This is a genomic window from Gilliamella sp. Gris3-2, from assembly GCF_001690345.1.
GTDB lineage: Bacteria > Pseudomonadota > Gammaproteobacteria > Enterobacterales > Orbaceae > Gilliamella > Gilliamella bombi.
On sequence record NZ_LZHB01000041.1, the window covers coordinates 1 to 22,798 of the forward strand.

Below are 22,798 nucleotides of genomic sequence, written 5' to 3' on the forward strand. Positions count from 1 at the left end.
ACTCAACATCCAATAGATGTTACCAACCTGCAAGAAACAGTGAGTTTGTTGGCTGTTAGTGTGTGATCACCTTAATTAAAAGGAACATACCATTTTACTGGCTATGTCTGAGAATTAACGATCATCCTCTCGTTGTTTGCTACTAAAAGTAGCGAAAAAAATTAGTATAACGATTTAATTAATGCGCTGCTTTGCATCGTTGTAAACATTTAAAGATTCTCGCTTACCTATCGCTAACACTTTGATAATAATAAGCTCATCAATAACTTTATAGACCATTCTGAATCCAGACGACCTCAATTTTATTTTGAAACACCCAGATAGTGAACCACTTAACTTAGCTGATTCAATATAAGGGTTAATCTGAAGTTTTTTTAACTTTTTTTTAAATTGAAGCTGTATACTCCGATCTAATTTATTCCATTCTTTAAATGCCTTTTCATCGAACACGACTTTAAAGGTCATCCACATTCACCTCAATAATTTTACCTGGGTTTCTGAGTCTATCTTCGGCAATTCTAAGAATATCTTCATCTTCGTCAATACACGGAACTAAACGAATTATTTCCGGTTGGTTTGATTTATGTTTAATTTGCCATAAATCATACTGGGATTGTAATGATAACCACATTCTTGCAGTGCTAATTCCGGCTAGTTCTAATCGCCAAGCTAGGGTTGGCGAAATAGGGGCTTTACCATGTAACACTCTTGATATTGTTTCACGTGAAAAACCTAGATGTTTAGCAAAATCAGTAATAGTCATATTTAATGTATTAGGTAAAATTTCGTCTAATAAAATTTCACCAGGATGTGAAGGGTTAAACATTTCCATAAATGCTCCAATACCTCTAGTTGGACTAGTTTCAAAAGTTCCAGTCCTTTATGTTCAAAACTTTTAAGCCTTTTTCCGTGATGAATTACATCACAAATGGAGAGTTGAAGCAACTGATTTAACAATTAAAAAAGCAAGTTTCCTTGCTTTTTTGAGTTGTTAATTGTTACGCAACATTACTGAGTTCTTCATCATGTTGAGGTTCACTTTGATTTTCTAAATGCTCGATTTTATCCGAATATTTAAGTTCACCATCAATTTTAATGCTGGAGATTTTTAGTAATCGAGCTTTTAAATTGATTCCAACATTTCCTTTTTTAACTCCAGTGCTGTATGTAAATGTTTCAGCATAGATATCACCGACGCAAAAACTGATTAAGATTTTTTTGTTGGCTTTATTTGCTTCAATGCATTTTTCAACTAAGCTTTTTGCTTTTTCACCGGTAACGTTACAGTTAATGTAGGTATATTCGGCGTTTTGGCAATTTCCTCGCAGTGCGGCGATTGTACATGATAAATACGGTTTACCATTTTTGACTTTAACTTCACGGATTCGGTTTAAATAGCCAATTCCAGTTGTATGTAAATCAAAAAATTGTTTAGTTACTGTGTTATTAGTTAAGTTAGTCATAATATTCTCCAAAATTAAGTCAATAAAAAGGAGAATTTATGCCCGATAGGGATAAAATTCCCCTATGGGTGAGTAAAAGGTAAGTTAATAAGAACTCAACATCCAATAGATGTTACCAACCTGCAAGAAACAGTGAGTTTGTTGGCTGTTAGTGTGTGATCACCTTAATTAAAAGGAACATACCATTTTACTGGCTATGTCTGAGAATTAACGATCATCTTCTCGTTGCTTGCTACTAAAAGTAGCGGAAACAAACTAATTATACTAATTAAGTAAAAATTCGCAATATGAGTATTTATTTTTCTATATTAAATATGGTTCATCAAGTTTATATTGATAAACATACAGGTTTTTAAAAATTGTATTGATTATGCTTCATTTCATAAAAAAGTTAATTGTTAAAAATAAACATGAGAGTATCAGTACTAATGAGAATTTATCATCATTGGAAGACTGGTATATTCCAAAATCGGCAACAGAATTGCTTGATACACCTTCTCGAAAAAAGCTGATCTCACTAATTTGGCAACGAGTATCAATTGATCAACAAAGATTTAATAAATTATATATGGATGTTATCAATAATTATGTTGAAATAGTGCAATTACTGCCCGCTTCGGAGGCACACCATCATTCGTATACAGGTGGTATGATTGATCACGGACTTGAGGTGGCAAATTATGCATTGAAGTTGAGGCAATCTTACTTACTTGGAGCTAACGCAGAAGATATTCCAAGACAAGCTCAAGCTTGGAGTGCTGCAGTTGTATACGGTGCATTGTTACATGACATAGGTAAAGTTGTTGTAGATGTTCATGTTGAAATGAATGACGGTAACATTTGGTATCCCTGGCAAAGTAATTTAGCTTTACCATATCGGTTTAATTACAAAAAAGATAGAGATTATTCTCTTCATCCATGTGCAGCTACACTAATGGTTAAGCGAATTTTGCCAGATGAAAGTATCACTTGGTTATCTCAATTCCCAGAATTATTTAAATCATTTTTAAGTTTATGTTCTGGTCACACTGAAAAAGCTGGCGTATTATCTGAAATTATACAAAAAGCAGATATGTTTTCTGTATCGAATAATCTAGGTGGAGATCCAACAAAAATACTGAGCAAACCAGTATCATTAATGAGTAAAATGATAGTTTCGATAAGGTATTTAGTTGAGTCGGAATTAATTTTGAATGGTCCAAAAGCTTGCGATGGCTGGTTTGATGGGAAAGATGTTTGGGTTATCAGTAAGTCATTCACCGATAAAATGAAAGCTAATTTGTTGCAAAATGGTATAACTGATATACCGACTGATAATGCAAAAATATTTAATATACTAAGAGAGCATGGGATAGCAATAGCAAATGAAGATAAAACTATTTGGCCGTGTAAAATTGAATCTGAGGAGAGTGGTTGGATTGCTGAAAAATTAACACTTATCCGTATACCTGCTAATGTTGCTTTTCATAATATTACTAATGCTCCAGAACCATTCAAGGGTTCAATCACTCCACTGTTAACAGAAGCAGATGATCTTAACTCCATACGTGATAATATTTCAACGGAAGAGGTTAAAGAAGAGTCTAAATTAAACATTGCATCTGAGTCTGTAGATGACAAAGCTTCTAGAATGCAAGATACAATATTGAACCTATTTTCTAATGAACAAACAAATACTGCGATATCTGAAGTAGATATAGCTGATAATCATGATGATTGCGACAATTTTAAAGAGGATCGTCAAATAAGAGAAAATGATTTAAAAAATAATAATATTTCTATTTCAAATGAGTGTATTTCTAACACATTAGATAATGATGATATCTATAATCACCCATTTTTTAAATGGGTTAGACGTCAAATTATTGATAAAAAATTACCTGTTAATAACCAAAATGCATGCATTCATACTGTTGATGGTAAAATATTCATGATAACTCCTAAAATTTTTAAAAAATATAGTTTATATATACATGGTAATGATGATGATAGTAACTGGAAACAATATCAACGTGAATTTCAAGAGTTGAAAATTCATACAAAATTCAGTGATGAAGGATTTAATATCTGGAAGTGCCTAATTTCTGGGAAAAGAAAAAGCCATACTTTTATCAAAGGTTATTTAATTGATAACAAACCATTATTTGCTATTGAGAATAATTTGCATGATAATCCACATCTAACATTAATTCATGATGTTAATATTTACAAAAACAATTAGTGAGAAAATGAGAATCAGGAGTATTTATGGAAATAAAAAAAGAAAAAATATCTTGGCAGGAATTGCTCATAGTATATCTAGAATTTAAACAATTGCGTAAACAAACTATCTATAATTATAGAAGGTATATTGAAGCATTTACTCGATTTTTTAATAGTGATTTTACAAATATTAACTCAATTAACCATAAAACAGTATCAAACTTTAGAAGCCATATTTTGGAGGTCAGACAATGTAAACATGTAACGTGGAATAGTTATTGTCGTCATTTTAAAGCGTTAATGGGATTTGGTATAGAACAAGGCTTAGTTATTCAAAAAAAAATCCATTTGATAAGATGTTAATAAAACCAGGAAAGAAAGCTAAAAAGACTATATCACAAGCAGATATTGATATTTGTTTAAGTTTTCTTAAAGAAAAACAGCTAAAAGAATCACCAAGAGATTTTTGTTATCCCGCCCAATTTTGGATAACACTGATTAAAATTTTGCAGTATACGGGTATTCGACGTAATCAATTGTTGCATATTCGTATTTGTGATATTAATGATAAAGATAAAAAACTTTTTTTAAGAGAAGAGGGTTCGAAAACCCATAACGAAAGAGAAATTCCTCTGATTGACGATGTTTTTCAAGATATTGTTGAATTAAAGAAACAATTAAAGATGTTAAATAAAAAAACGACCATGCAGCTATTTAATATTTATCATTTTAAAAATGATAAATGTGATTATTACAAAGAAATGAATTTTGATCGAATAGATGCGTTTTTTCAGCGATTATCAAAAGTTTGCAATGTTAAAGTTAGTCCGCATCGATTCAGGCATACATTAGCAACAAATCTGATGAAACAGCCAGATCGAAATGTAACATTAGTAAAGGAGCTATTAGGGCATTCATCGTTGTCAACAACATTAGAGTATATAGTAACAGATCATGATCAATTAAGATCTTGTTTAGATGAGCATTTTAATCAATTAAAATAATGGGTAATTATATAAATAATTGTTTATTGATCATTAAAATTATTCAATAATGGCTTACTATTAGTATTCAATGTAATTGATATAGAATACTAGTAGTAATACATACAATAATGGATGATTATTAATGTTGACAAAATTTTTAATTTATTTATTATTTGTTAACAATATCTATCCCTCTATTATGAGATTTATTAATACGTAGAAATTAATTAAATATTAAAATCAATTAGTTGGTTGATTCGACTCATAATCGATTGGTCACTGGTTCAAGTCCAGTAGGGGCCACCACTCTAAATCAATATAATCAAAAGCTTACATTTAAAAATCACATTATGAAAATCAGTCAATTTTATTAAGTGGCGGTAAAATGGCGGTTAAATTTTTTATTACTATTATTAAAAAAATAAAGCCCACTAGGTGAGCTTTAATACTAATAATTCTAGTATTTTATAATTTTGCTTGCGCCATGACATTATAGAGTAGATCAGCGATACAACTCACCGCAATAATGAATTCGTTTTTATTGATATGATTTGAATTTAATAAAAATCGGGCGAGTAGTTCAGCTTGTTCGAGTTTTGCAAAGCTATCTAAGTTTAATTGAACAATATCATTTGAAGATGCAATGTTTAAAATCTGATGTTTCATGATTGAATTCCTTGTGGAGTAAATTTATTTAATCACCAACAGCACGCCAATACTGGAGGTGAACTGAACAAGGTTGGCGTACCGCTCCACAAGAATACGGCGAGCCTTTCGGCTCCCTTATCCAGCTCACCATTGAATAGGTACAACTAGATTATAGGCATAAAAATACCGCTTTTAGCGGCTATGCGCTTGTGGAATAATGCAGGACGCCAATCCTGATGTTAGATTTTGCTAACGTGGTTTTAATATACATGAAAAAAAGCGTGTTAGTCAACATAATAAAGTTGGGCTTATAGTTTTTAATTAATAGTTTGTTCTTTCTGCGTTCTTATATTTTGTGAAAAAGGTATTTTTACATTTGGGTTGGGGCAGTTACTCGGTACAATTGTTTCTGATATTGATTGCATCGCTGTAAAGGTATGGCCACAAAATATATTTGAACACTGATAATATTGTTTTCTGGTTAATTCGGATAACGCTTCACTTGAGCGAATAACGGCTTTTAGTTTACAGTGTGGGCATTTCATCGATACTTTACCTCTTTTTTAATTTTTAGTTAATTTTATATTAACTTTTAATTAAATCCAGTGTTATTCATTTTCTTCTTTAGGTTTTTCGTCATCTTCTAATTTAATTTCGAGTTCAACATAAGTGGTATAACCGCTGTTTGTGTCTAAGCTGTGCGTGCATCGGGTTATTGTCCATAGTGTTGAGTCGATTTCCTTTTTAAATCCTTCGACTGACGTTGGCATTTCTGGGTAAATGTCAGGGCGTCCTTCGGCAAGGGTGATGCTAAATTGTGATGCACCACGTTGTAATTTGTACCATTCATTACGAGCCGCTCGGTAAGCATTTTGTTTTGATGCGTATGTGTGCCGTAATATTTTTACATTTCCATCGGCGCCGACTAGCACGCCATTTTCATCTTTGTTTGTTTGGTTGTTTTTGTTTTTTGTTTTTCGAGTCGCTTTGGTTTGCTGTTTTTTCTGTTGGCGGTAGTCAATCCAATAAGCTTTTACACCCGTGTAAGCATTTCTATCGGCAATAGCAAAGCGGTGCTGGTCGCCAAGTTTGCGGGTAATTGTTGTTGTCGGGATGTCTTGACCATTTACCGTTTTTGCCAATCCTTTTTTGAAAATAATCAGCATGCCGTTTTTTAATGTTACAGCGGCATTAAAATCGTTGTATAGGCGTGTTAAAAATGAAGCATCAGATTCGTTGGTTTGGTCTATATGGGCAATGTGTTCATGCTCTATACTTTTATCTATCCTGAACAGCAGATCGTGCCGTTTTGCAATTTCTTCGGTTATTGCCCCAAGTGTTGTGTCGGAGTAGCTTTTTTCGCGTTTTTCGTTTAGTGAGTCACGCAAATTGGCGCTTTTACCACGAATTGATAATACGTCGGGCGTTCCTGAATGCTCGCATTCGTCAATGGTGAAGATATTTTGTAAAATGACGTTATCATTAACCCAGCCTAGTGATACGCTAATTTGAACTCCTCGCTTTGGTAGTTCAAGTTTGCCGTCGCTATCGTCTAGTTCAATAGATATGGTGTCAGCATCTAACCCTCGATTATCAGTAATTTGCATCGAGATAAGACGTTTATCAAAGTTAGATGTAATATCTTTGTTATCAATAGTAATTGTGTAGGTTGGTTGTTTCATATCATTCCTATAATATCCGCGAAAGGTAACCAGTCTGGAGGGTCAACTTTTGTTAGTGATATAGTGAATTCAATTTTGCGTGGTGCACCATCTTTAAAAAATTCTGTTTTTGTTTTTTTTAAATTGGTCATGACGAAGAAGCCAAGTGGTATGCTTGTACCTTCTATTAATGGCCATGAGTAACCAAGGTCGGCCATTCTTTCTAAAACGGCTAAACTTAATCTACCCCCTGTTAATTCTGGATACAATACGCCAGATAAGGTTATTGTTTCGTTATCACGGCCAATAAATTGTAATGCTGAACGCTGATTTACACGTGAATTTGCCGGAAACCGCCAATCTTTATTTTCTTCCGCAGTCTGATACGGTATTGTTTTTAAGCTGAAAACAAATAAGCCATAACACATCATCATATTAATCGATATCCCTTAAACTTGATCTGTAGCGTGCTGATTGATTGCGTTCACGTCGTTCTATCTCTTTAGCCACACAACGTGCTAATTCTTGTTCATTCATGCTTGGGGTGGCATTTATTGTTATGTAATATTGTGGTGATACACTAGAAGTACCGCTAATAGGACGACGATTATCTACGATAACACCGCTTGAAAGTTGTGATCCTGTGGTTATTATGTTGTTTGCAAGTTGGCCAACACTTTGTATTGCGTCATTTTGATTTCTTTCAATACCGTTAACATACCCATCAACCGTGTGTCCTCCAAATTTTGCAAACAAACGAGAAGGGGAGTGAATGTCTAATGTATTTTTAAATCGGTTACTGATGCTTTTCCCTAGTTGACTCATTGAGCGGAACGCATCGCTTTGGTTATGTTCAATGCCGTGTATATAGCCGTCGATAGTATAACCGCCAAACTTAGCAAAAACTCTGGATGGCGAGTGAATATCTAAAGTACTTTTAAACCAGTTGCTAATATTGGTGCCAAGATTTGACATTGTTACTTTGATATTTCCATATTTGTTATTAACCCCATCAATTAAACCATCAGCAATATAAGATCCGATTTTTGTAAATTTATTAAAGAAGTTTCCTTCTCCGGTAAGCGTTTCTTCTATTTTTTTTGCTAATTCCCCAATTTTTTGAGGTATTGAAAATAAGTCTTTAATTGTATTTACAATTATCTCCTGTAGTTTTTTAAATAACCAAATTAATGATTTAATTGCAGTTCCTATGGTGTTGCCAAAAGATTTACCCGCTTCTTTTGTTTTTTGAAACTCTTCTTTTGTTAATTCTACGGGTTTAAATAGATCACAAAACCAATTTATTAAGCCGCTTATTTTTTCTCCAAGCCATTTAAATCCATCTCCGATTGTTGTAACAAACGGTTCAAGATATGAAAATTCTTCAACTACGGGTGATAATGATTCTTTCAATCCCTCCCAAAATCCAATAAACCAAGCTTTAATTGGCTCCCAGTATTTACGAATTACTAATGCGGCAATAACAATAACAGCAATTATTGCCGTAATTGCCAACCCGATTGGAGTAAATAAAAAAGCGCGACCAACAGAAGTAAATATGAACCCTAAGCCTTTTAAAGCGGCTCCAAAGGTTTTTATCGGTGACCCCGCTATTGCAAGTAAAGCACGTCCAAGCGCTTTCAATCCTCCGCTAGCTATGTTTGTTTTAGTGAAGAAACCACCCAGAGACAATCCTAATCGTGATAATATAAATCGGGTCATCAACATTGGACCAAATACACTCATTAGCATTATTGCAAATGCGCCAAATGCCGTGGTGATTGCTGCAAGTCCTGCGCCAATAACAACCAAGGCCTTACTTAATGCGGGATGTTTTTTTAGAAATTCACCAATACCGTGCAAAAATTTAGTTAAGCCTTGGATGGCAGATCGTAGCCAGTCATTGTTTTTTTCGAATAGTTCAACGCTAATGTTTTCAAATGCGGCATGTAGCATTGTCATATCACCAGCTAAATTGTCGAGTTTTGTTTTTGCAACTCTGGCTGCTTCGCCATCATATTCCCCTTGCTCTCCACGCATTTTTTTCAAAAAGCCTGTTGATGCTTGAGTTAGCAAAACTTCAAATCCAGTTAAACCAATTTGCCCTGCAATTTGTTTATTTATTTGGGCTCGTTGTACATTGCCCATGTGTTTGGTGGCTTCAGATATTTCTGACATGATATCAATAACATCACGCATATTGCCGTTTTTATCGGCAACTTTAACGCCCAGTTTTGCTACAGCATTCGATGTGCCAAGCCGCACTAAAATTTGACGTAATGTTGTACCTGCTTGACTTCCTTGAATACCTGCATTACCCATTACAGCTGTTAGTGTTGAAATAGTCTCTAAGCTTTGTCCAAAGCTAGCTCCAACTCCTGCGCTATATTTTAGGGATTCGCCTAGCATAGGAATATCAACATTATTGCGAGTAAACATGGCCGTTAGAACATCAGCAACGTGATCCATTTTTTCTGCAGGTAATCCCATAGCCATTTGAATGTTTGATGCAATATCAGCTGTAGTGCCGAGATCAACATCACCAGCGGCGGATAGATTCAGCATGCCAGGCATTGCTTTTAATATTTGATCTGGGTTATATCCCGTTCTTCCTAAGAAATATTGTCCTTGAGCAACTTCGCTATCGGTAAATTTAGAGACTAATGGCAATTCTCGTGCTTGTTTTCTTAGCGCTAACATACGAGGATCGTTTTTGTCATCAATTCTTGTTACTGCTTGGGTTGCACTCATGCTGGCATCAAATTGGTAGCCTACACCTAATATATTCTTCATGCCTCTTGCTACGGTTCGCCCTGTTGATAAGGCTCCATAGCCAACACCGCCTAGTATGGCAACTCGTTGCATACCTGTGTCATATTTTGCACGGATATTATTCAACTTTTTTAAGTGAGTATTGTATTTATCCCATTTTAAATTTTGTTGTTCAAGCGCTTGTGTAGTAGCTACAATTTTTGATTTTAAGGTTTCCTGATGATTTATTATATTTTTGGTACTAATTCCTGCCCTTATGAATTCGGTATATTGCCTTCTTTGTTTAGAGGCTAATGAAATAAATGAGTCTTTTAATTTATTAGCTTCTTTTTTTGCTTTTTCTAACTCTCGCCTCATTTTTTTTGTTGATGACGATGTATTAGTAAATTGTTCAGAAAGTAATTTTACTTTATCCCGAGCATCATTAAATGCTTTTCGTGAATCTTTAACTTGTTGCTTTAATTTGGCAAAACCATCAAGATTTTTTTGAAGATCATTTAGTTGTGATAGTTTTTCTTTTGTTTCTTTAATTTGTTGAGCAAGTCCTTTTGCACCGCCTTTTATATTGCGAAGCGGCCGACTTGTTTTATCTATGCCGTTTAACGTAATTTTTAATTGTAAATCATTCATCAGTTGAACCGCTTCTTAGGCGGGCTTGTTCCCGCCATTCCATTAGTTCGGATAATGTAAACTCATACATAGCTGATGGTTGCCAATGAAATATTGAAGCAATATCCGCTATAGCATCTTCTACTCGGTTTGGGATCCCGTTGTTGCATTGTTCGATTTCTCTGACAAAAAACCAGCAATTACTTTTGTTATTTCGGAAAGGTCAATTAAATCTAAATTGAAAACTTCATGTTCAGCAATTGCTGGAGTTGCAATGCGTGGTAGTACTTTTGCTAGTGAATCAATATCTAGCTCGATAAAATCGACCAATTTTACTCCACGAAGATCACCCGTTAAAGGTTTGCGTATTGTTAATTCAGTAATAGTTGTTTTACCTGATTGTAAGCCTGATTTTAATTTAACTTGTTGTGTGTTTTGCATAACTTTTACCCTCATAATAATTTTATTGATAATTGTGATAGCCCTTGCGGGCTATGTTTGTTGATTTATTAAATTCCGATGGCGTGGCGTGCTTGTTTTAAACGATCTTTTCCGCCAATTTTATCTATCATATTGATATAATCGATTTCTGCGGTTTCTTCGTTGTCAATAACTTCCTTATAGTAGGTGCAGTGTGTTGTAATCTTAGTCGAGTTACTTTCGCCTTGTTTGAGTTCGCCGCGATCTTGTTCTTTGTGCCGCCCAGTCATAATAATTTCGACTTTAGTGAAATCCTCACTATCATCTTTTTGGTAAGCACCCGCAAAGCGTAATTTAACACCATTTAATAACCCACCATGTTGTTTTAGCACTTCGTATGCTAAGCCGCCGATTGACCACTCCACAACTAAGGCGTCATCGTCATAACCAAGATCGATAGGAGCAGAACCTGGCATACCACCGCCGCGGAAATTTTCAAGCTTGCGAGTTAATTTCGGTGGCGTAAATGATTCGACCTGACCGATATAAGATGTACCGTTAACATAAACGTTAAAGTATTTGAGTTTTTTAGGTAAAGCCATTTAGTTGATCTCCGCTTAATTAGTTGCTACCGAATCAGCCAGATCGACCAAATACTTGTCAGTAATGCGCTGGCGTAACATAAGGTTTTCTAATGGTGGTACTGGGGTGTAGTCGTAATCAATATAGAGCTTACCCGCTTTTAGAATGTCTGGTGTGTTCGCTTCTGGATCAAACCATGCTTTGCCATCAACAATGTAACCGTTCGATTTTAATTCACGGAATTTATTGTTGATGGATTCGACTAAGTCTTTAATTAATGATGCATGCATTGGCGCATCGACTAAGGCAAATTGTGCTTCGGCGATTGTGTCGGCCAATACTTGTGCTGTTCGTGTATAGTTTTCAAATGCAAATAGGTTATCAGCGGAACATGTGCGAGATCCCCAAAAGCGGTAACCTTGGTTACAAATTAATGTGGTTACTTCATGTTCGTTTAGGTAATTTGAATCAGAGCTTTCTTCTTGCAAATCCCAAAAGACATCATGAGAAATACCCGTTACACCATTAACGGTGACATTTGATAATGTTTTATGCCAGCCGACCTGTTGGTCGATTTTGGCACGCAAACCAATGGCCCTAGCAGTTGCGGCCAATGTGACATTTTGTTTTTGTGTTGTATCAAAACCAATAAAATCAGGCCAAATCACCATGGCTTCACGGGCGCCAAGTTGATCACGATAAAGTACTGCATCTTCTTTGGTTTTTGCTCCGTAAGCTGATAAATAACAAAATGCACGCAATTTTTGTGCTAGCGATATTAATGCGGTTGCAACTGGTAACGAATCGTAACCCGGTACACCCAAAATACGAGGTTTAACTTTAAGTTGGGTTTGCGCTGAAAGCAGGGCTTTCATGCCAGTATATTTGCCGTCGTTTGTTGTTGTACCAATGATATTTGCCGTTGTGTCGGCTTCTGTCGCACCTGTTTCAACACGCACAGCAACAATAACGGGTGAACACTGATCCGCAATGGCTTCAAGTGTTGGTTTTAGCGTGCCTTGTGAACCCGCTTTACCAATTACAGAATTAACGTTGGTAATTAAAATCGGTGTATTAAGTGGAAAGTGGTTAGCGTCCGCATCATCGCTGGTACACACAATGCCAATGACAGCCGTTGATACTGTTCTGATTGCTCGTGCACCTTCATTAATTTCGATAACTCGGACGCCGTGATGGTAATCGTTGGCCATAAGATCTCCGTAGCAGTTTACATATGTAAGGTTATAAAATAAATGTACGGAGATAGTTGCACATTAAAAAAAATGGTGTTAGTTGTTCAGGTTGTAGATTTTGTTTTTACAAGTTGAACAACTAACATCGATATTTTAAGTAACGTTTGGTTTTTCAGGCCAATTTATATCAGACTGGTTAATATCGACACGCATTAACAAGATCCGGTATTTTTTCCATTGCTTAAGTTGTTCTTCTTCGTTTGCTTCTTGCATATCAAGATCAATGGTATCTTGAAGCACTGCTATTTTTTCGTTGGCTTCATTGATTAATGTATTTTTTGTAATTGTATTTTTCTCATAAAAATGTTGATTACGCTTATTAATATCTTCAACCCATTTTTTTGTTTTTTCATTCCATTTATGAAAAGGAGAAGGTTTAGGATCAGAGTACGTTAAATCATTAAATATAACGCAACCTTTGCTCATTGCGTTATATAATTCGTCATGCTGTTCAGCTGTGATTTCAATAGAATCAACAGGGATTTCATGATTAATTTCATCTATATAAAATGATTGTGTTGTATGACTGTAAAAATGTTTCATGTTTAGAATCCTATAGCTATGTAAAAAAATCCAGTGTCCGCATACGCACCCAATGGGCTTTTACACCAGCATTTGAAATGTGATTTAGATATTGGATTAGCAGCAGTAGAATTGACGCCAGCGTATCCATCGCTTGTTATAATTGACATGCATACATTTGGGAATGTTATATAAAATGGCACAATATCTCCCTCCTGTCCTTTTGCTGATGCATATTGTGCTAGCCCCCATTGAACAAATAGCCCATTAGGTAATTTAATGTAACCATTTTTAGTAAAGGAGGTATTAAAATCACTAAGTGTGATTATTTCTGAGTTATTAAAAAAAGGTCGGTTTTTAAATACCGATGGTTCACTTATTTCATAAATAGATTTTTTCCCATCCATTTTTTTTACGGCTGGTAATGCATTAATATCGACAGCATTTAAAACGATGTCTTGCTTTAATTCCTTGTTATTAATTTTGCGTGTGATTGGTACATGCTTTTTTATACCCTCGTCAACATATTCACGAGTTGCCAACACAACAGATGGATCGATTTTTATTGCCACAGAATCAACATTATCAACAACAATAATCATTCTGATAATTTGTGTTCTGCCACTACCTTCGGCAAGTTTTGGCTTATAGGTTGAAGGACAATTACCCACAGCTATTAAATTGCCTTTATCATCATAGAGACCCACTTCGTGAATAAACCAACCTCCCTCCGTTTCGGGTATAACTTGTTCAGCAATGATTTGATTAGGATTGTTTTTATCAACAGAAAGTACATTAATTGCCGCACGACGTACTTCGTTAACAAGTGCGGTTTGAGTGGCGGTGGGTTTAGGTATTGAACCATTACCATCACCAACTGCAATACTGGTTAATTTTAGTGGGACTCCTAAAGCGGTTGCATTGGCTAAAAGTTCCGCCCCTAGTTTTGTTAATATTGTATAGTATGTTTGACTCATGGTTTTATTCTCATTGTGTCGATAAAATGTATAGCCACGCTTAAGTGGCGCTTAGATGAAGTAGAAATCGTATCTGTAATATAGGGATAAACATTAAGTGTATTAATACAATGAATTGTTGCACCTAAATGGCGTTTTGTTGTTGTATGGATGGTTTGGGTAATATACGGGTAGATATTTAATGTGTTCCCATCATAACAACTGGCTCCTATTGTTGTGCTACCGCTTGTTACCAGTTGCAGTGATAAACCTGATAAATGCCGTGAGACAGGTTTAACATCATCAATGATACGGCTTAACTCTTGGTAAGATTCATCGGTAATACCCTTATCTGATATACCAATTTCAATTGCAAATGTGCCAGGTGTTTTGCTGTTTTGCCACCATTCGATAACATTTATCAAATAACCAAATGGTTCAACTGCACGGCGAATGGCTTCCTTGGTACCTTTTAGTTTGTGAATTTCGAATGCTTCAGCAATAACTTTGCGTTTTGTTTGTTCTGGCCAGTTTTCATCCCAGCGATCAACACTATATTGCCAAGCTAAATAGGGTAATAGTTCGAATGGGCAAGTTTTTGGGTCCCAAAGTGAACGTAAATGAATAGGTGGATCACAAATCATAGCTTGTGATAGATTTTTTTCAAGTTGAGTGGCAGATGGTGGTAATAGCGTCCTATTCGTCATAACCGGCAACCTCAACGTGATAATTTGTGCAATAACTGGCTTGTTCTCGATTGATTAATATATCTTGTGCAGGTTGTAGTAATTCGACACGTTGAACGCCAGCAACATGTAATGCTGAAATTATTGCACTGCGATTAATTCTACGTCCAATGCGGTGTTTTTCGGTTATATACTCTTGCAAATTTTTGGTAGCCGCTTTTTTGATTGGTTCCGATTCGGGACCAGGATATAAATAAAGCTTGGCTTTTATTTCATACTCAATCAGGGTGACTGATTTAACCGTGACACGATCGGCAATAGGGCGACGATTATCTTGATTGACAGCATCGGCAACAATACGAATAAGATCGCTACTGGCTATACCATTATTCTCACGAGATAGAATGGCGAGAGTTACGCAAGCAGGTGCGGGGCTTTCGGCGGCGGCATCTAATACTCGACCGTCAGCACTGCGAGCATAAAACTCATAAGCGGCACGAGGACCAGCAACGGATAAACCTTCAAATGCGGCTTGAATTCGCATTCTAAAATCGCTATCTGATTCTTTTATTTCGGGGATTGATGGCGTGACTGTATTATCTTCGTGCTGAATGATTAAGCGATAAACATGAAAGTTAGCCCCTAGATTATCTAAGTCATTGCCTTTAGCGTGGGCAATCATTAATGCGTGCGATGCTTCGTTTATACGCTGGCGTATAATTAACTCATAATACGTGCTTTCTTGTAGTAGCTTAACGATTGGCTCACTTTCATATTGCAATGTTTTTGCCACTTCATTTTGTTGATCTGCTGGATATAGCGATATAAACTTTTCTTTACGTTGAGCAAATAAAGCTTCAAAGTCTAGTGACTCGATAATATCTGGTGCAGGTAGTTTTGATAAATCAGTTAACGTGGCCATGTTGCGATCTCTATATCACTGGTAAAAGTTTGATTAGGTTTGTCTGTGCGTGAGCCTGTTAATTGCATTATCAGTTTTTCTTTATCGGCAAAAACGTCTACAGCATCTAGTTTTATACGTGGTTCCCATTGATTTAATGCCATGACTGTCGCTGAAATGACACGCAATCTGGTTGCTTCGGTGTTTGGGTTGTCTAAAAGCAAAAATAAAAATGAACCATAATCACGGCGTTCTACGCGTGAGCCTATCGGTGTTGTTAAAATATCTTTAACTGATTGATTAATGTGATCCATATCAGTAATAGTTCGACCGTTCTGGCAATTCATTCCGATATAACTCATTTTTGAGGTCCCCCAGTTAGATCGCCACCAGCTTTGACTCCATTATGTTTATGCGTATCAAGTACAACCCCGTTTGATGACAATTTGCCTTGCTGATGAATTACGTTTCCAGTTAATACACCAGTATTACCGCTAGCACTGCCACCTGTTGCGCTAAATGATTTAAATGTCACATGATCACTACATTCAACAAGTGGTGTATCAAGGTGGATTTTGGTACCCGCTTTAGCGGTGATTTGTTCACTTGCTTCAATAACAGCAGTTTTTATGCCTTTTATGGTTAAACTGCTGTTTTTCGGTTCATATTCAAATGTTGCACCGTCTGGAAATGTTACTAAATAAGCATCTTCTGAAGTTGATGGCGCAGGGTTATCATTACAATAAAGGCTTGGTAATACGCAACCAAGTTCAAGATTACCATTTGGACTTAATATAAAAACCTGTTCACCAATAGAAGGGCGCCACCACGATCGGCTTTTACCTGCACGGTGAGTAAACCATGGTAACCAGGCAGTAACCAATTTGCCAGAACGCACTTTTACCCGATCGCCTTTGGTTTGACAAACAACGCCTTGGCGGATCAGGTTTTCAATTTTTCGTAATATATCGACTAGGTCGGCAGGGTGATAATTTTGCATAGCGCTATCATTATTATTTATAGGTAAACAATAAAGCTTATCGACTTGTAAAATTGATTTTTACAACTTACTAGCCAAGTGGGCGATAGTGATTTGCTCAATTATGTTATAGTCGTGTTGATTGAAGCCAAGCAACTTTCTGGACGGATATTTAATGGTCCAATCATCTTTTTTATTTACTCGTGCACGTAATCCGTAATGATGAATGTGTGTTATACGAGATACCGAATTAATAAATTTTACGGTAGCGCAGTTGCTGTTTGCTGATATGCGTAGATATTTAGTTGTTCGTAGCTTGGTAAACATTTTACGGCGAATCTTTCCCGTTTTTTTTCGAAACGCCTGTGGTCTTCTAGGTTCAAAAGAGGTGCCGTTTGGCTGTTTCTGGGCTGTAATACGTTTACGGTTACTTTCCCGTAGTTTTTTAGCAATTTCACGCGCTAATTTGGTGCGATTACTGTTATTTAGTTGAGTGAGTATGCCGTTTGCATACTCATGTAATTTATTTAATTCGTCGGCCATATTTCATTAACCCAATCAGGACGCATATCTATGGGTGGTTCGTCGGTAATGTGTTTGTATTCCAATCCGTTGCTTCCTTTTTTTACAATAACACGCTCTGTCAATTTCAGTTCAATACTGACATCGGTTGTATTATTGTTTAATTGCTCAATTTCAAATTTAATGGCACCTTTTCTTAGTTCAGGGTTTGCCATAAATTCTTGCTGATTGATATACATCCAACTCATTATTGGTACAATCAAATAATCAATGGGTTGTTCATAGTCAGTAATGATTAAATTAACTTTGTACTCATACTCAAAACTTAATGATTTGGCAGCCGTTGCTGTTATGTCACCGTCATCCACAAATATATGTAATTTATCGGGATTGTTTTTGATAAATAAATTATTGTCTTCAAGTACTTTTCGAAGTTGATTAATTTTTTTCATGCTGCTCCTGTTGGCATTGATAAATCATTTCGACTTGAACCGCACATTGATGCCATGCCGTTAAGATGGCTTGATTGTCGTCAATTAATGAGCGGTTCTGCTTTAAATTATTCATGGGAAGATAACAAGGCGTTACGGCTGGACAGCCAGTTTTGATAATCTGTACTTCCTTTGATTTCTGGCCGTGCGTACAACCGCTTAATAACATCAGGCAAATCAGTATCAGACCACATACGTAATTGTTTATTTTCATTGATAAGTTGCTCCAACTGTTGTTGATATTGACGATTTAACGTATCAACTGCTTGCAGTTGATTTTTTTGTTCTATTAGTTTTTGTTCGTTTGCTTGATATTGATCACTAAGGTTAAGCAATTCATTGTTTTTATAATCAATGATTTCGATCAATTCTTGCTTGTCGTCTTGAAGTTGTAGATTGCTTGCCTGTAATTGTTTATTTTTGGTGCTTAATAGTTGATCTCGTAAATAGCCAAACGATAAACAGAGCAGGAATAGCAACCACGGTAACAATTTATTTTTTAGTAGATTTTGCATAGCTTTCGTACGTCTCTTTGAGTTTTGTGTCATAACTGTTTTTTTTATAAGCTGGACCGTTGTAAAGTTTGGCAAACGTTGAAAAATCGTTATTTTTCATTGCTTGTAATAGCTTGCAATTCGATTTATGAGAAATAAAGCGGTAAAACGCATCTAACTGCATTACTTCGCTTTCTGTCATACATTGTTCAAATTGTTGAGCTGATTCATAACCAAGTAGTTGCCAGTGAAAGCCCATAATCTGAAATAAGCCCCAACTTGCACTTTCAATTGCCGAATCAATATCAATTTGTTTGGCCAGCGTTAGCCGATAGTTTTCACGAGCACCACCTAAATAACCACCAGCAATTGAGTTGACTAAATCTGGATAAGTATTTGTTAATTTTTCTGCATCAAAGCCATGCTTTTTAAGCTGACGGTAAAAGATATGCCTTTCAAATAGAATTACGGGCAAGCCGTTTTTAATACCTGATGAGCGAGCTTCAACTTTGGTTACTGCTTGTACCATAGCCAGCTCAACTTCTAGCTTATTAGCCACATTTTGCAATTGTTCAGTTGTTATCATTATTTATTTAACCTCTTATGATGCTGATGTTGATTTGGAGAACGGCAAAGCGTGCCAATGTTGCCTTTGCTTTTTAAAAAGCAGATCAGCAGTGCTATATTCATAACTACCTGAGCGCAGTAAGCACGGCTTAATAAACCGAAAGATGAGAATAAAAATACTGATGCACTTGATGTAATCATTAGCCATGCTAGCCAGCTATATTTGGCTTTGTATTGGCAATTTTCACGATCAAAGGTAAATAATCGAATAGCAATTAATAAACAAAGAAAAGCGTTAAGGGTTATCATGGTTTTCCCCCTTTAAATTTATCCAATAAATCAGATGGATCATCAAACTTTTTAATTAACCAAAGAAGTAGTTTGACACTTACCGCTGATGCCACTAACGCACCAAGACCAAGCGGTACCTTGGTTTGAATGTTGGATGGAAAAAGTGGTATTAGTAAATATAATGTTATTTCGGCCAACAATATTCCAAGCACAAACGATATAAAAAATAGAATGGTGCGACGAAGAACCGAGATATGCTCTTCACTAATTACCAGTAAGATTGATCCACACAGTGCGCCTAAAATAATGCCATTTTCAATATTGGGATAAATCATTGATATTGAAAATGCACTAATCACTGCGGTGAAGGTTGTTGTAGTTGGTTCTGTCATTCGGTTAATCCCATAAATTTAAGCGTTTTTTTTCTGGCTCTGGCACCACTTCAGGCACATTTACGGCGGTACCCATGGGGAGTGTTGCTGGCAGTTCACAAAGTGTTGGGTTTTGTTGGTAAATAATTTCAACAATCCCTTTAGTTTTGCCAAAAACTCGATACGCCAATGCGTCAACGGTTTCATTTTGCATTGCATAAACAATCATTAAATTAATTCCATGGTCGATCGTGATTTACCTAAAATGTCACGAATGGCATAACGTGCATTGCGGTATAAGTTGCCCACACTTTCGATGTTAGGTTCAATGTCGCCTTTGGCTTTTGCTGTTGCATCAAAATTAATGTACTGTTCATTCAATAAGGCGTTTGCCCATGAATAAACCGCATGCTTGTATAAAATCAAATATTTTGATTCACCATTAATTTGCTCATCATTTAGATCGTTAATCGATGTAATACCTGCCGCTTGCTTTGTTAGCCGCCAGTTATATAAGTCGTCATTCACTGCAATAATTGCACTGGCAATTGCTGTTTTTAATCGCTCTGTTGTGACGGTACCGTCTAGCCGTTGAGTTTTTCGAACATCACTGATATTAATTGCTGGAAAAAACGAAATATTACTGATTTCGAGATTGTCAGCTTCGTTAGCGCTTGCGATAGCAGTAAAGTCGTTCATAATTTACCTTTGTTGATCGGCGGTGGACAAAAGCGCTAATGTGTAAAATACATTTATTGCTTTTGTGCCGCCGAGGTGTGAGGGTTCACCCAGTTAAGAATCCGCCTTATTTAAGGCCTTTTCTAATTCTTTAATAGCTGTTTTTACGCCTGAACTTTCGTCAAGTTCAAGTGCTCGTTTTAAATAGCCTAAAGCTTGCTCTGGCTGTGTTTCTTTTAACACATAGCCAATAGCTTTATTTAATTTTGCTCTGACCTGATCAAACATATCTTTATCAGCCACTAATTCGGCAAATTTAAGCAAAACATCAGCGTTAACTGTTTGCTTATTGCTAATTTGTGCTAGCGTTGTATTAGCTAATTCTTCGGTAATTAGTGTGGCGGTTTGGCGTTGGTACTCATCGGGTGTAACCCAATTGTGTTTTAATGCATGCTCAGCAAGCGGGTAGGCAAGCTCAAATTGTTTGGTGTCAATCATCCATACCATTAAACGCATAAAAACATCATCTTGCTGAGCATTATCAGACTCAAGCACGCCGTTAATCCAATCCATGTATTCGGGAATAAGTTGCTTTTTAAGCTCAATTTTTGCTTCCGTTGATTGAAATTTTTTTAAACGAATACGATCGTTATTTAGCTTGGCTAGCATCATTTCGTAAGCGTTGATTGCTCGCAGGTTGTCTGTATTACGCTCCTTTTGAGCGTAATGTTTTTGTAAAAACTTTTGTGCTGGTGATATCATCTATCTTTCCCTTATCTGACTTCAATATTTTCAATTAAACAACCGGCATCATAACGTTCTACAACAAAGGCTTCGTTGGCAGATTGGAAGTCTTCAATGCGATCACGTTTAGGGTTATCAATAATTTGACGGCGAGCTGTTTCATTTTGAATATAGATAGCTAAATTGTTAAAGGATGTAATTAGCATTGCTCCTTTAGGGAAGTAGGGCACTCGGTATGCTGGTAATTCACCAATTGATTTTTTAGCAAGTAAGATTTGACCTGCTACTTTTTCGGTGTTCTTATCTGCTTCGTTAGCAATAGGGAAGTATTTATCATGAAGTAATCCACGACCACAAATAACAACTAGATCGGTGTCTTCTGAATAAACTGGATCGATTAAGTTTTCAACGGCATCATAGACTAATGCGTCAAGGTTTTTATAGTCACCACCGTTGCTGGCAATAATAATTTTACCTGGTGTTACTGTACCTTCGTTCATTACTCTTTCAGGTGCATCTTCTCGGTAATGTTGTAACCAGCCTTTATTTACATCTTGCAGTAAAGGGTATGTGGTTTTATTGGAAGTTGGTGCACGATGGGTACCATTAAATCCAATCATAATCCGATCTAATGCTTTTTGTTTAATTAGGGCATCACGCAAAAGGGTTTGAAAGTTCTTTTTGTGGCGCCATGCATCCAATTTTGCATAACGAATTGATGTATCGTAATTGGTTTGTTCACAACGGTAACTGAATTGGTTTAGATCTGAGATATCTACAGCTTCACGTTCTTGTGCTGTGGTATCGGTTGTACTGGCTGTTGTGCCTGTTACACCAACGCCAACTTTTTCACCTTCTTGGGCATCAACAAATTCAAAGTTAATTTTACTTAAGAATTCAGATGATTGTTGGGTGCGTTTTTCTAATGTCTGGTTTACCTCTGGATTGACAGCAAAACTTTCACTGGCATCATCAATGCCATTAAGCTGTGCAATGCGGTGTTTAAATCCATTAAATAACTTTCGGGTTTCATTTCTCATTATGGGTTTCCTAATTCGGTTAATCTTATTTGTTTGTTATCGTTGGTTTTAATCGTCTGCTTTTAGCAGTCGGTTTCAATATCCATGGAGCCGCCCGCCGAAATTGGACGTTCTGGCGATTCAGGAAGTTCACTCAATAGCTCGACAAGCTCAGTATTTTGTTTTTTTACTTTGGTAAGTTCGTTGGTTAATTCAACAATTTTGGCATCAAGATTAGTAAAGCGTTCAGTTGTCGCTGTTGCGAACTGTTCGATAATCTCACCAAGTTGTACAAACTTAGTAGAGTCTTTTTCTGATTTACTTTTAAATAAACCTGTTAGGCGATCTAACATGGCACTAAAAGCGGTATCACTTTGGGGATCCACCTCTTCAAAGTCGATCACTGTTTCTTCGGCAACGGTGAAAAGGTTATTTGGTGATTGTTTACGGCTAGCTAACGGGTTAACGCTTGCTTTTGCACTGAACTCTAAAAATTCGGTACCAAGGCTTGCAGGGTCGTCAGTGACAGCAAGACCAACAAGGTAAGCTTTGCCTGTGTCAGCAAATTCGGCATTAACTTCAATAGAGGTATAAACTTTTTGCTTAGCTTTATTAAGCTCAATGAGTTCATCAGTTGGTTCAATTTGTGCAAGTAATGCTAGCTTTCCTGCTAATGGACCGGTTTTGATTTCTTCGGCTCGTAATGCTAATACATCGCCATAGCGTTTAAATTGGCTATCAGGTGAATAACCTTTGATATGTTCCAAATTGATACGTGCACCATAAACATCACGATTATAATTTTCTGCCATTTGCTCGATCCATTCTTTTTGGATCTTACGGCCGTCGGTGGTAGCACCTTCGACCGCAACACGAAACCATTTTGATTTAATTTTTTTTGACTTTTTAACTTCTGTGCCCATTGTTGTAATCCTTAGCTGATTGTTTTGCCTTATGTTGAATTGACAAACAAAAGAGAGC

The 22,798-nt window shown here is 36.3% G+C and carries 33 protein-coding genes and 1 tRNA gene; 4 read left to right on the forward strand and 30 right to left on the reverse strand.

Features of this window, described 5'->3' with window-relative positions:
• Positions 1–174 precede the first annotated feature (174 nt).
• From A9G32_RS06405 to A9G32_RS06415, 3 genes are all read right to left on the reverse strand, one after another.
• On the reverse strand, positions 175–465 hold the full coding sequence (locus A9G32_RS06405) for a type II toxin-antitoxin system RelE family toxin (protein WP_065583136.1): 291 nt from the start codon (positions 463–465) through the stop codon (positions 175–177).
• Entirely contained in the window at positions 455–832 is a 378-nt protein-coding gene (locus A9G32_RS06410; protein ID WP_065590143.1) for a HigA family addiction module antitoxin, read from the reverse strand. The genes A9G32_RS06405 and A9G32_RS06410 overlap by 11 nt, the downstream gene beginning before the upstream one ends.
• Positions 833–998: 166 nt before the next feature.
• A complete protein-coding gene (locus tag A9G32_RS06415; RefSeq protein WP_065590144.1) occupies positions 999–1,463 on the reverse strand; it encodes an STY4534 family ICE replication protein in 465 nt (154 codons plus the stop codon).
• A gap of 370 nt (positions 1,464–1,833) precedes the next feature.
• Here A9G32_RS06415 and mobH point away from each other — a divergent pair, with 370 nt between their 5' ends.
• The 4 genes from mobH (at position 1,834) to A9G32_RS06435 (ending at position 4,957) form a co-directional block, all read left to right on the forward strand.
• Positions 1,834–3,684, forward strand: a complete 1,851-nt coding sequence (mobH, locus tag A9G32_RS06420; protein ID WP_065590145.1) for a MobH family relaxase — start codon at positions 1,834–1,836, stop codon at positions 3,682–3,684.
• A gap of 26 nt (positions 3,685–3,710) precedes the next feature.
• A complete protein-coding gene (locus A9G32_RS06425) occupies positions 3,711–4,028 on the forward strand; it encodes a phage integrase SAM-like domain-containing protein (protein WP_065590146.1) in 318 nt (105 codons plus the stop codon).
• Positions 4,022–4,669, forward strand: coding sequence for a site-specific integrase (locus A9G32_RS06430; RefSeq protein WP_065590147.1), 648 nt, complete (start codon positions 4,022–4,024; stop codon positions 4,667–4,669). The genes A9G32_RS06425 and A9G32_RS06430 overlap by 7 nt, the downstream gene beginning before the upstream one ends.
• 219 nt (positions 4,670–4,888) lie before the next feature.
• Positions 4,889–4,957, forward strand: a tRNA-Met gene (locus A9G32_RS06435).
• Positions 4,958–5,116: 159 nt separating this feature from the next.
• On the opposite strand, the gene A9G32_RS06440 is transcribed toward A9G32_RS06435, so the two are convergent.
• From A9G32_RS06440 to A9G32_RS06560, 27 genes are all read right to left on the reverse strand, one after another.
• Entirely contained in the window at positions 5,117–5,317 is a 201-nt protein-coding gene (locus A9G32_RS06440) for a hypothetical protein (protein WP_065590148.1), read from the reverse strand.
• A 299-nt stretch (positions 5,318–5,616) separates the two neighbouring features.
• The gene (locus A9G32_RS06445; RefSeq protein WP_065590149.1) at positions 5,617–5,844 is read right to left on the reverse strand and encodes an ogr/Delta-like zinc finger family protein; all 228 of its coding nucleotides are present in this window, start codon (positions 5,842–5,844) and stop codon (positions 5,617–5,619) included.
• Positions 5,845–5,907: 63 nt separating this feature from the next.
• Positions 5,908–6,981 (reverse strand): phage late control D family protein, encoded by a 1,074-nt coding sequence (locus A9G32_RS06450; protein WP_065590150.1) that lies wholly within the window; start codon positions 6,979–6,981, stop codon positions 5,908–5,910.
• Entirely contained in the window at positions 6,978–7,394 is a 417-nt protein-coding gene (locus A9G32_RS06455) for a phage tail protein (RefSeq protein ID WP_065590151.1), read from the reverse strand. The genes A9G32_RS06450 and A9G32_RS06455 overlap by 4 nt, the downstream gene beginning before the upstream one ends.
• Before the next feature lies 1 nt (position 7,395).
• A complete protein-coding gene (locus tag A9G32_RS06460) occupies positions 7,396–10,362 on the reverse strand; it encodes a phage tail tape measure protein (RefSeq protein ID WP_065590152.1) in 2,967 nt (988 codons plus the stop codon).
• Entirely contained in the window at positions 10,355–10,519 is a 165-nt protein-coding gene (locus tag A9G32_RS12580; RefSeq protein WP_442902644.1) for a GpE family phage tail protein, read from the reverse strand. Before A9G32_RS12580 ends, A9G32_RS06460 begins: the two co-directional genes overlap by 8 nt.
• Positions 10,483–10,782 (reverse strand): phage tail assembly protein, encoded by a 300-nt coding sequence (locus A9G32_RS06465; protein ID WP_065574048.1) that lies wholly within the window; start codon positions 10,780–10,782, stop codon positions 10,483–10,485. The genes A9G32_RS12580 and A9G32_RS06465 overlap by 37 nt, the downstream gene beginning before the upstream one ends.
• Before the next feature lie 68 nt (positions 10,783–10,850).
• Complete coding sequence (locus A9G32_RS06470) at positions 10,851–11,363, reverse strand: phage major tail tube protein (protein WP_065590153.1); 513 nt, start codon at positions 11,361–11,363, stop codon at positions 10,851–10,853.
• A 15-nt stretch (positions 11,364–11,378) separates the two neighbouring features.
• Positions 11,379–12,554 (reverse strand): phage tail sheath protein, encoded by a 1,176-nt coding sequence (locus A9G32_RS06475; protein WP_065590154.1) that lies wholly within the window; start codon positions 12,552–12,554, stop codon positions 11,379–11,381.
• Positions 12,555–12,689: 135 nt separating this feature from the next.
• Complete coding sequence (locus tag A9G32_RS06480; RefSeq protein ID WP_065590155.1) at positions 12,690–13,139, reverse strand: tail fiber assembly protein; 450 nt, start codon at positions 13,137–13,139, stop codon at positions 12,690–12,692.
• Positions 13,140–13,141: 2 nt separating this feature from the next.
• Positions 13,142–14,095 (reverse strand): phage tail protein, encoded by a 954-nt coding sequence (locus A9G32_RS06485; RefSeq protein WP_065590156.1) that lies wholly within the window; start codon positions 14,093–14,095, stop codon positions 13,142–13,144.
• Positions 14,092–14,781, reverse strand: coding sequence for a phage tail protein I (locus A9G32_RS06490; RefSeq protein WP_065590157.1), 690 nt, complete (start codon positions 14,779–14,781; stop codon positions 14,092–14,094). Before A9G32_RS06490 ends, A9G32_RS06485 begins: the two co-directional genes overlap by 4 nt.
• Positions 14,771–15,682 (reverse strand): baseplate J/gp47 family protein, encoded by a 912-nt coding sequence (locus tag A9G32_RS06495; RefSeq protein WP_065590158.1) that lies wholly within the window; start codon positions 15,680–15,682, stop codon positions 14,771–14,773. Before A9G32_RS06495 ends, A9G32_RS06490 begins: the two co-directional genes overlap by 11 nt.
• Positions 15,670–16,023, reverse strand: coding sequence for a GPW/gp25 family protein (locus tag A9G32_RS06500; RefSeq protein ID WP_065590159.1), 354 nt, complete (start codon positions 16,021–16,023; stop codon positions 15,670–15,672). Before A9G32_RS06500 ends, A9G32_RS06495 begins: the two co-directional genes overlap by 13 nt.
• Positions 16,020–16,661 carry a phage baseplate assembly protein V gene (locus A9G32_RS06505; RefSeq protein WP_065590160.1) on the reverse strand — a complete coding sequence of 214 codons (642 nt, stop codon included), beginning with the start codon at positions 16,659–16,661 and terminating at the stop codon, positions 16,020–16,022. Before A9G32_RS06505 ends, A9G32_RS06500 begins: the two co-directional genes overlap by 4 nt.
• 60 nt (positions 16,662–16,721) lie before the next feature.
• Positions 16,722–17,183: a phage virion morphogenesis protein gene (locus A9G32_RS06510; RefSeq protein WP_065574055.1), complete on the reverse strand. Its 462-nt coding sequence runs from the start codon at positions 17,181–17,183 to the stop codon at positions 16,722–16,724.
• On the reverse strand, positions 17,168–17,614 hold the full coding sequence (locus A9G32_RS06515) for a phage tail protein (RefSeq protein WP_065574056.1): 447 nt from the start codon (positions 17,612–17,614) through the stop codon (positions 17,168–17,170). Before A9G32_RS06515 ends, A9G32_RS06510 begins: the two co-directional genes overlap by 16 nt.
• Positions 17,601–17,822, reverse strand: coding sequence for an Rz1-like lysis system protein LysC (gene lysC / locus A9G32_RS13605; protein WP_255307548.1), 222 nt, complete (start codon positions 17,820–17,822; stop codon positions 17,601–17,603). Before lysC ends, A9G32_RS06515 begins: the two co-directional genes overlap by 14 nt.
• Positions 17,722–18,168: a hypothetical protein gene (locus tag A9G32_RS13365; RefSeq protein WP_065590161.1), complete on the reverse strand. Its 447-nt coding sequence runs from the start codon at positions 18,166–18,168 to the stop codon at positions 17,722–17,724. The genes lysC and A9G32_RS13365 overlap by 101 nt, the downstream gene beginning before the upstream one ends.
• A complete protein-coding gene (locus tag A9G32_RS06525) occupies positions 18,146–18,733 on the reverse strand; it encodes an N-acetylmuramidase family protein (RefSeq protein WP_065590162.1) in 588 nt (195 codons plus the stop codon). Before A9G32_RS06525 ends, A9G32_RS13365 begins: the two co-directional genes overlap by 23 nt.
• Entirely contained in the window at positions 18,733–19,023 is a 291-nt protein-coding gene (locus A9G32_RS06530) for a phage holin family protein (RefSeq protein WP_065579641.1), read from the reverse strand. The genes A9G32_RS06525 and A9G32_RS06530 overlap by 1 nt, the downstream gene beginning before the upstream one ends.
• A complete protein-coding gene (locus A9G32_RS06535; RefSeq protein WP_065590163.1) occupies positions 19,020–19,397 on the reverse strand; it encodes a putative holin in 378 nt (125 codons plus the stop codon). The genes A9G32_RS06530 and A9G32_RS06535 overlap by 4 nt, the downstream gene beginning before the upstream one ends.
• A gap of 4 nt (positions 19,398–19,401) precedes the next feature.
• Positions 19,402–19,605, reverse strand: coding sequence for a tail protein X (locus A9G32_RS06540; RefSeq protein WP_065590164.1), 204 nt, complete (start codon positions 19,603–19,605; stop codon positions 19,402–19,404).
• Entirely contained in the window at positions 19,605–20,075 is a 471-nt protein-coding gene (locus A9G32_RS06545) for a head completion/stabilization protein (RefSeq protein WP_065590165.1), read from the reverse strand. The genes A9G32_RS06540 and A9G32_RS06545 overlap by 1 nt, the downstream gene beginning before the upstream one ends.
• 93 nt (positions 20,076–20,168) lie before the next feature.
• A complete protein-coding gene (gpM, locus tag A9G32_RS06550; RefSeq protein WP_065590166.1) occupies positions 20,169–20,816 on the reverse strand; it encodes a phage terminase small subunit in 648 nt (215 codons plus the stop codon).
• Positions 20,817–20,827: 11 nt separating this feature from the next.
• Positions 20,828–21,838, reverse strand: coding sequence for a phage major capsid protein, P2 family (locus tag A9G32_RS06555; RefSeq protein ID WP_065590167.1), 1,011 nt, complete (start codon positions 21,836–21,838; stop codon positions 20,828–20,830).
• A gap of 62 nt (positions 21,839–21,900) precedes the next feature.
• Positions 21,901–22,740, reverse strand: coding sequence for a GPO family capsid scaffolding protein (locus A9G32_RS06560; protein ID WP_065590168.1), 840 nt, complete (start codon positions 22,738–22,740; stop codon positions 21,901–21,903).
• Between the last annotated feature and the right edge of the window lie 58 nt (positions 22,741–22,798).

Excerpts from the sequence above, each read along its gene's own strand:
- A9G32_RS06405 (WP_065583136.1), bottom strand. The coding sequence starts at position 465 with ATGACCTTTAAAGTCGTGTTCGATGAAAAGGCATTTAAAGAATGGAAT.
- A9G32_RS06410 (WP_065590143.1), bottom strand. The coding sequence starts at position 832 with ATGGAAATGTTTAACCCTTCACATCCTGGTGAAATTTTATTAGACGAA.
- A9G32_RS06415 (WP_065590144.1), bottom strand. The coding sequence starts at position 1,463 with ATGACTAACTTAACTAATAACACAGTAACTAAACAATTTTTTGATTTA.
- mobH (WP_065590145.1), top strand. The coding sequence starts at position 1,834 with ATGCTTCATTTCATAAAAAAGTTAATTGTTAAAAATAAACATGAGAGT.
- A9G32_RS06425 (WP_065590146.1), top strand. The coding sequence starts at position 3,711 with ATGGAAATAAAAAAAGAAAAAATATCTTGGCAGGAATTGCTCATAGTA.
- A9G32_RS06430 (WP_065590147.1), top strand. The coding sequence starts at position 4,022 with ATGTTAATAAAACCAGGAAAGAAAGCTAAAAAGACTATATCACAAGCA.
- A9G32_RS06440 (WP_065590148.1), bottom strand. The coding sequence starts at position 5,317 with ATGAAACATCAGATTTTAAACATTGCATCTTCAAATGATATTGTTCAA.
- A9G32_RS06445 (WP_065590149.1), bottom strand. The coding sequence starts at position 5,844 with ATGAAATGCCCACACTGTAAACTAAAAGCCGTTATTCGCTCAAGTGAA.
- A9G32_RS06450 (WP_065590150.1), bottom strand. The coding sequence starts at position 6,981 with ATGAAACAACCAACCTACACAATTACTATTGATAACAAAGATATTACA.
- A9G32_RS06455 (WP_065590151.1), bottom strand. The coding sequence starts at position 7,394 with ATGATGATGTGTTATGGCTTATTTGTTTTCAGCTTAAAAACAATACCG.
- A9G32_RS06460 (WP_065590152.1), bottom strand. The coding sequence starts at position 10,362 with ATGAATGATTTACAATTAAAAATTACGTTAAACGGCATAGATAAAACA.
- A9G32_RS06465 (WP_065574048.1), bottom strand. The coding sequence starts at position 10,782 with ATGCAAAACACACAACAAGTTAAATTAAAATCAGGCTTACAATCAGGT.
- A9G32_RS06470 (WP_065590153.1), bottom strand. The coding sequence starts at position 11,363 with ATGGCTTTACCTAAAAAACTCAAATACTTTAACGTTTATGTTAACGGT.
- A9G32_RS06475 (WP_065590154.1), bottom strand. The coding sequence starts at position 12,554 with ATGGCCAACGATTACCATCACGGCGTCCGAGTTATCGAAATTAATGAA.
- A9G32_RS06480 (WP_065590155.1), bottom strand. The coding sequence starts at position 13,139 with ATGAAACATTTTTACAGTCATACAACACAATCATTTTATATAGATGAA.
- A9G32_RS06485 (WP_065590156.1), bottom strand. The coding sequence starts at position 14,095 with ATGAGTCAAACATACTATACAATATTAACAAAACTAGGGGCGGAACTT.
- A9G32_RS06490 (WP_065590157.1), bottom strand. The coding sequence starts at position 14,781 with ATGACGAATAGGACGCTATTACCACCATCTGCCACTCAACTTGAAAAA.
- A9G32_RS06495 (WP_065590158.1), bottom strand. The coding sequence starts at position 15,682 with ATGGCCACGTTAACTGATTTATCAAAACTACCTGCACCAGATATTATC.
- A9G32_RS06500 (WP_065590159.1), bottom strand. The coding sequence starts at position 16,023 with ATGAGTTATATCGGAATGAATTGCCAGAACGGTCGAACTATTACTGAT.
- A9G32_RS06505 (WP_065590160.1), bottom strand. The coding sequence starts at position 16,661 with ATGCAAAATTATCACCCTGCCGACCTAGTCGATATATTACGAAAAATT.
- A9G32_RS06510 (WP_065574055.1), bottom strand. The coding sequence starts at position 17,183 with ATGGCCGACGAATTAAATAAATTACATGAGTATGCAAACGGCATACTC.
- A9G32_RS06515 (WP_065574056.1), bottom strand. The coding sequence starts at position 17,614 with ATGAAAAAAATTAATCAACTTCGAAAAGTACTTGAAGACAATAATTTA.
- lysC (WP_255307548.1), bottom strand. The coding sequence starts at position 17,822 with ATGTTATTAAGCGGTTGTACGCACGGCCAGAAATCAAAGGAAGTACAG.
- A9G32_RS13365 (WP_065590161.1), bottom strand. The coding sequence starts at position 18,168 with ATGCAAAATCTACTAAAAAATAAATTGTTACCGTGGTTGCTATTCCTG.
- A9G32_RS06525 (WP_065590162.1), bottom strand. The coding sequence starts at position 18,733 with ATGATAACAACTGAACAATTGCAAAATGTGGCTAATAAGCTAGAAGTT.
- A9G32_RS06530 (WP_065579641.1), bottom strand. The coding sequence starts at position 19,023 with ATGATAACCCTTAACGCTTTTCTTTGTTTATTAATTGCTATTCGATTA.
- A9G32_RS06535 (WP_065590163.1), bottom strand. The coding sequence starts at position 19,397 with ATGACAGAACCAACTACAACAACCTTCACCGCAGTGATTAGTGCATTT.
- A9G32_RS06540 (WP_065590164.1), bottom strand. The coding sequence starts at position 19,605 with ATGATTGTTTATGCAATGCAAAATGAAACCGTTGACGCATTGGCGTAT.
- A9G32_RS06545 (WP_065590165.1), bottom strand. The coding sequence starts at position 20,075 with ATGAACGACTTTACTGCTATCGCAAGCGCTAACGAAGCTGACAATCTC.
- gpM (WP_065590166.1), bottom strand. The coding sequence starts at position 20,816 with ATGATATCACCAGCACAAAAGTTTTTACAAAAACATTACGCTCAAAAG.
- A9G32_RS06555 (WP_065590167.1), bottom strand. The coding sequence starts at position 21,838 with ATGAGAAATGAAACCCGAAAGTTATTTAATGGATTTAAACACCGCATT.
- A9G32_RS06560 (WP_065590168.1), bottom strand. The coding sequence starts at position 22,740 with ATGGGCACAGAAGTTAAAAAGTCAAAAAAAATTAAATCAAAATGGTTT.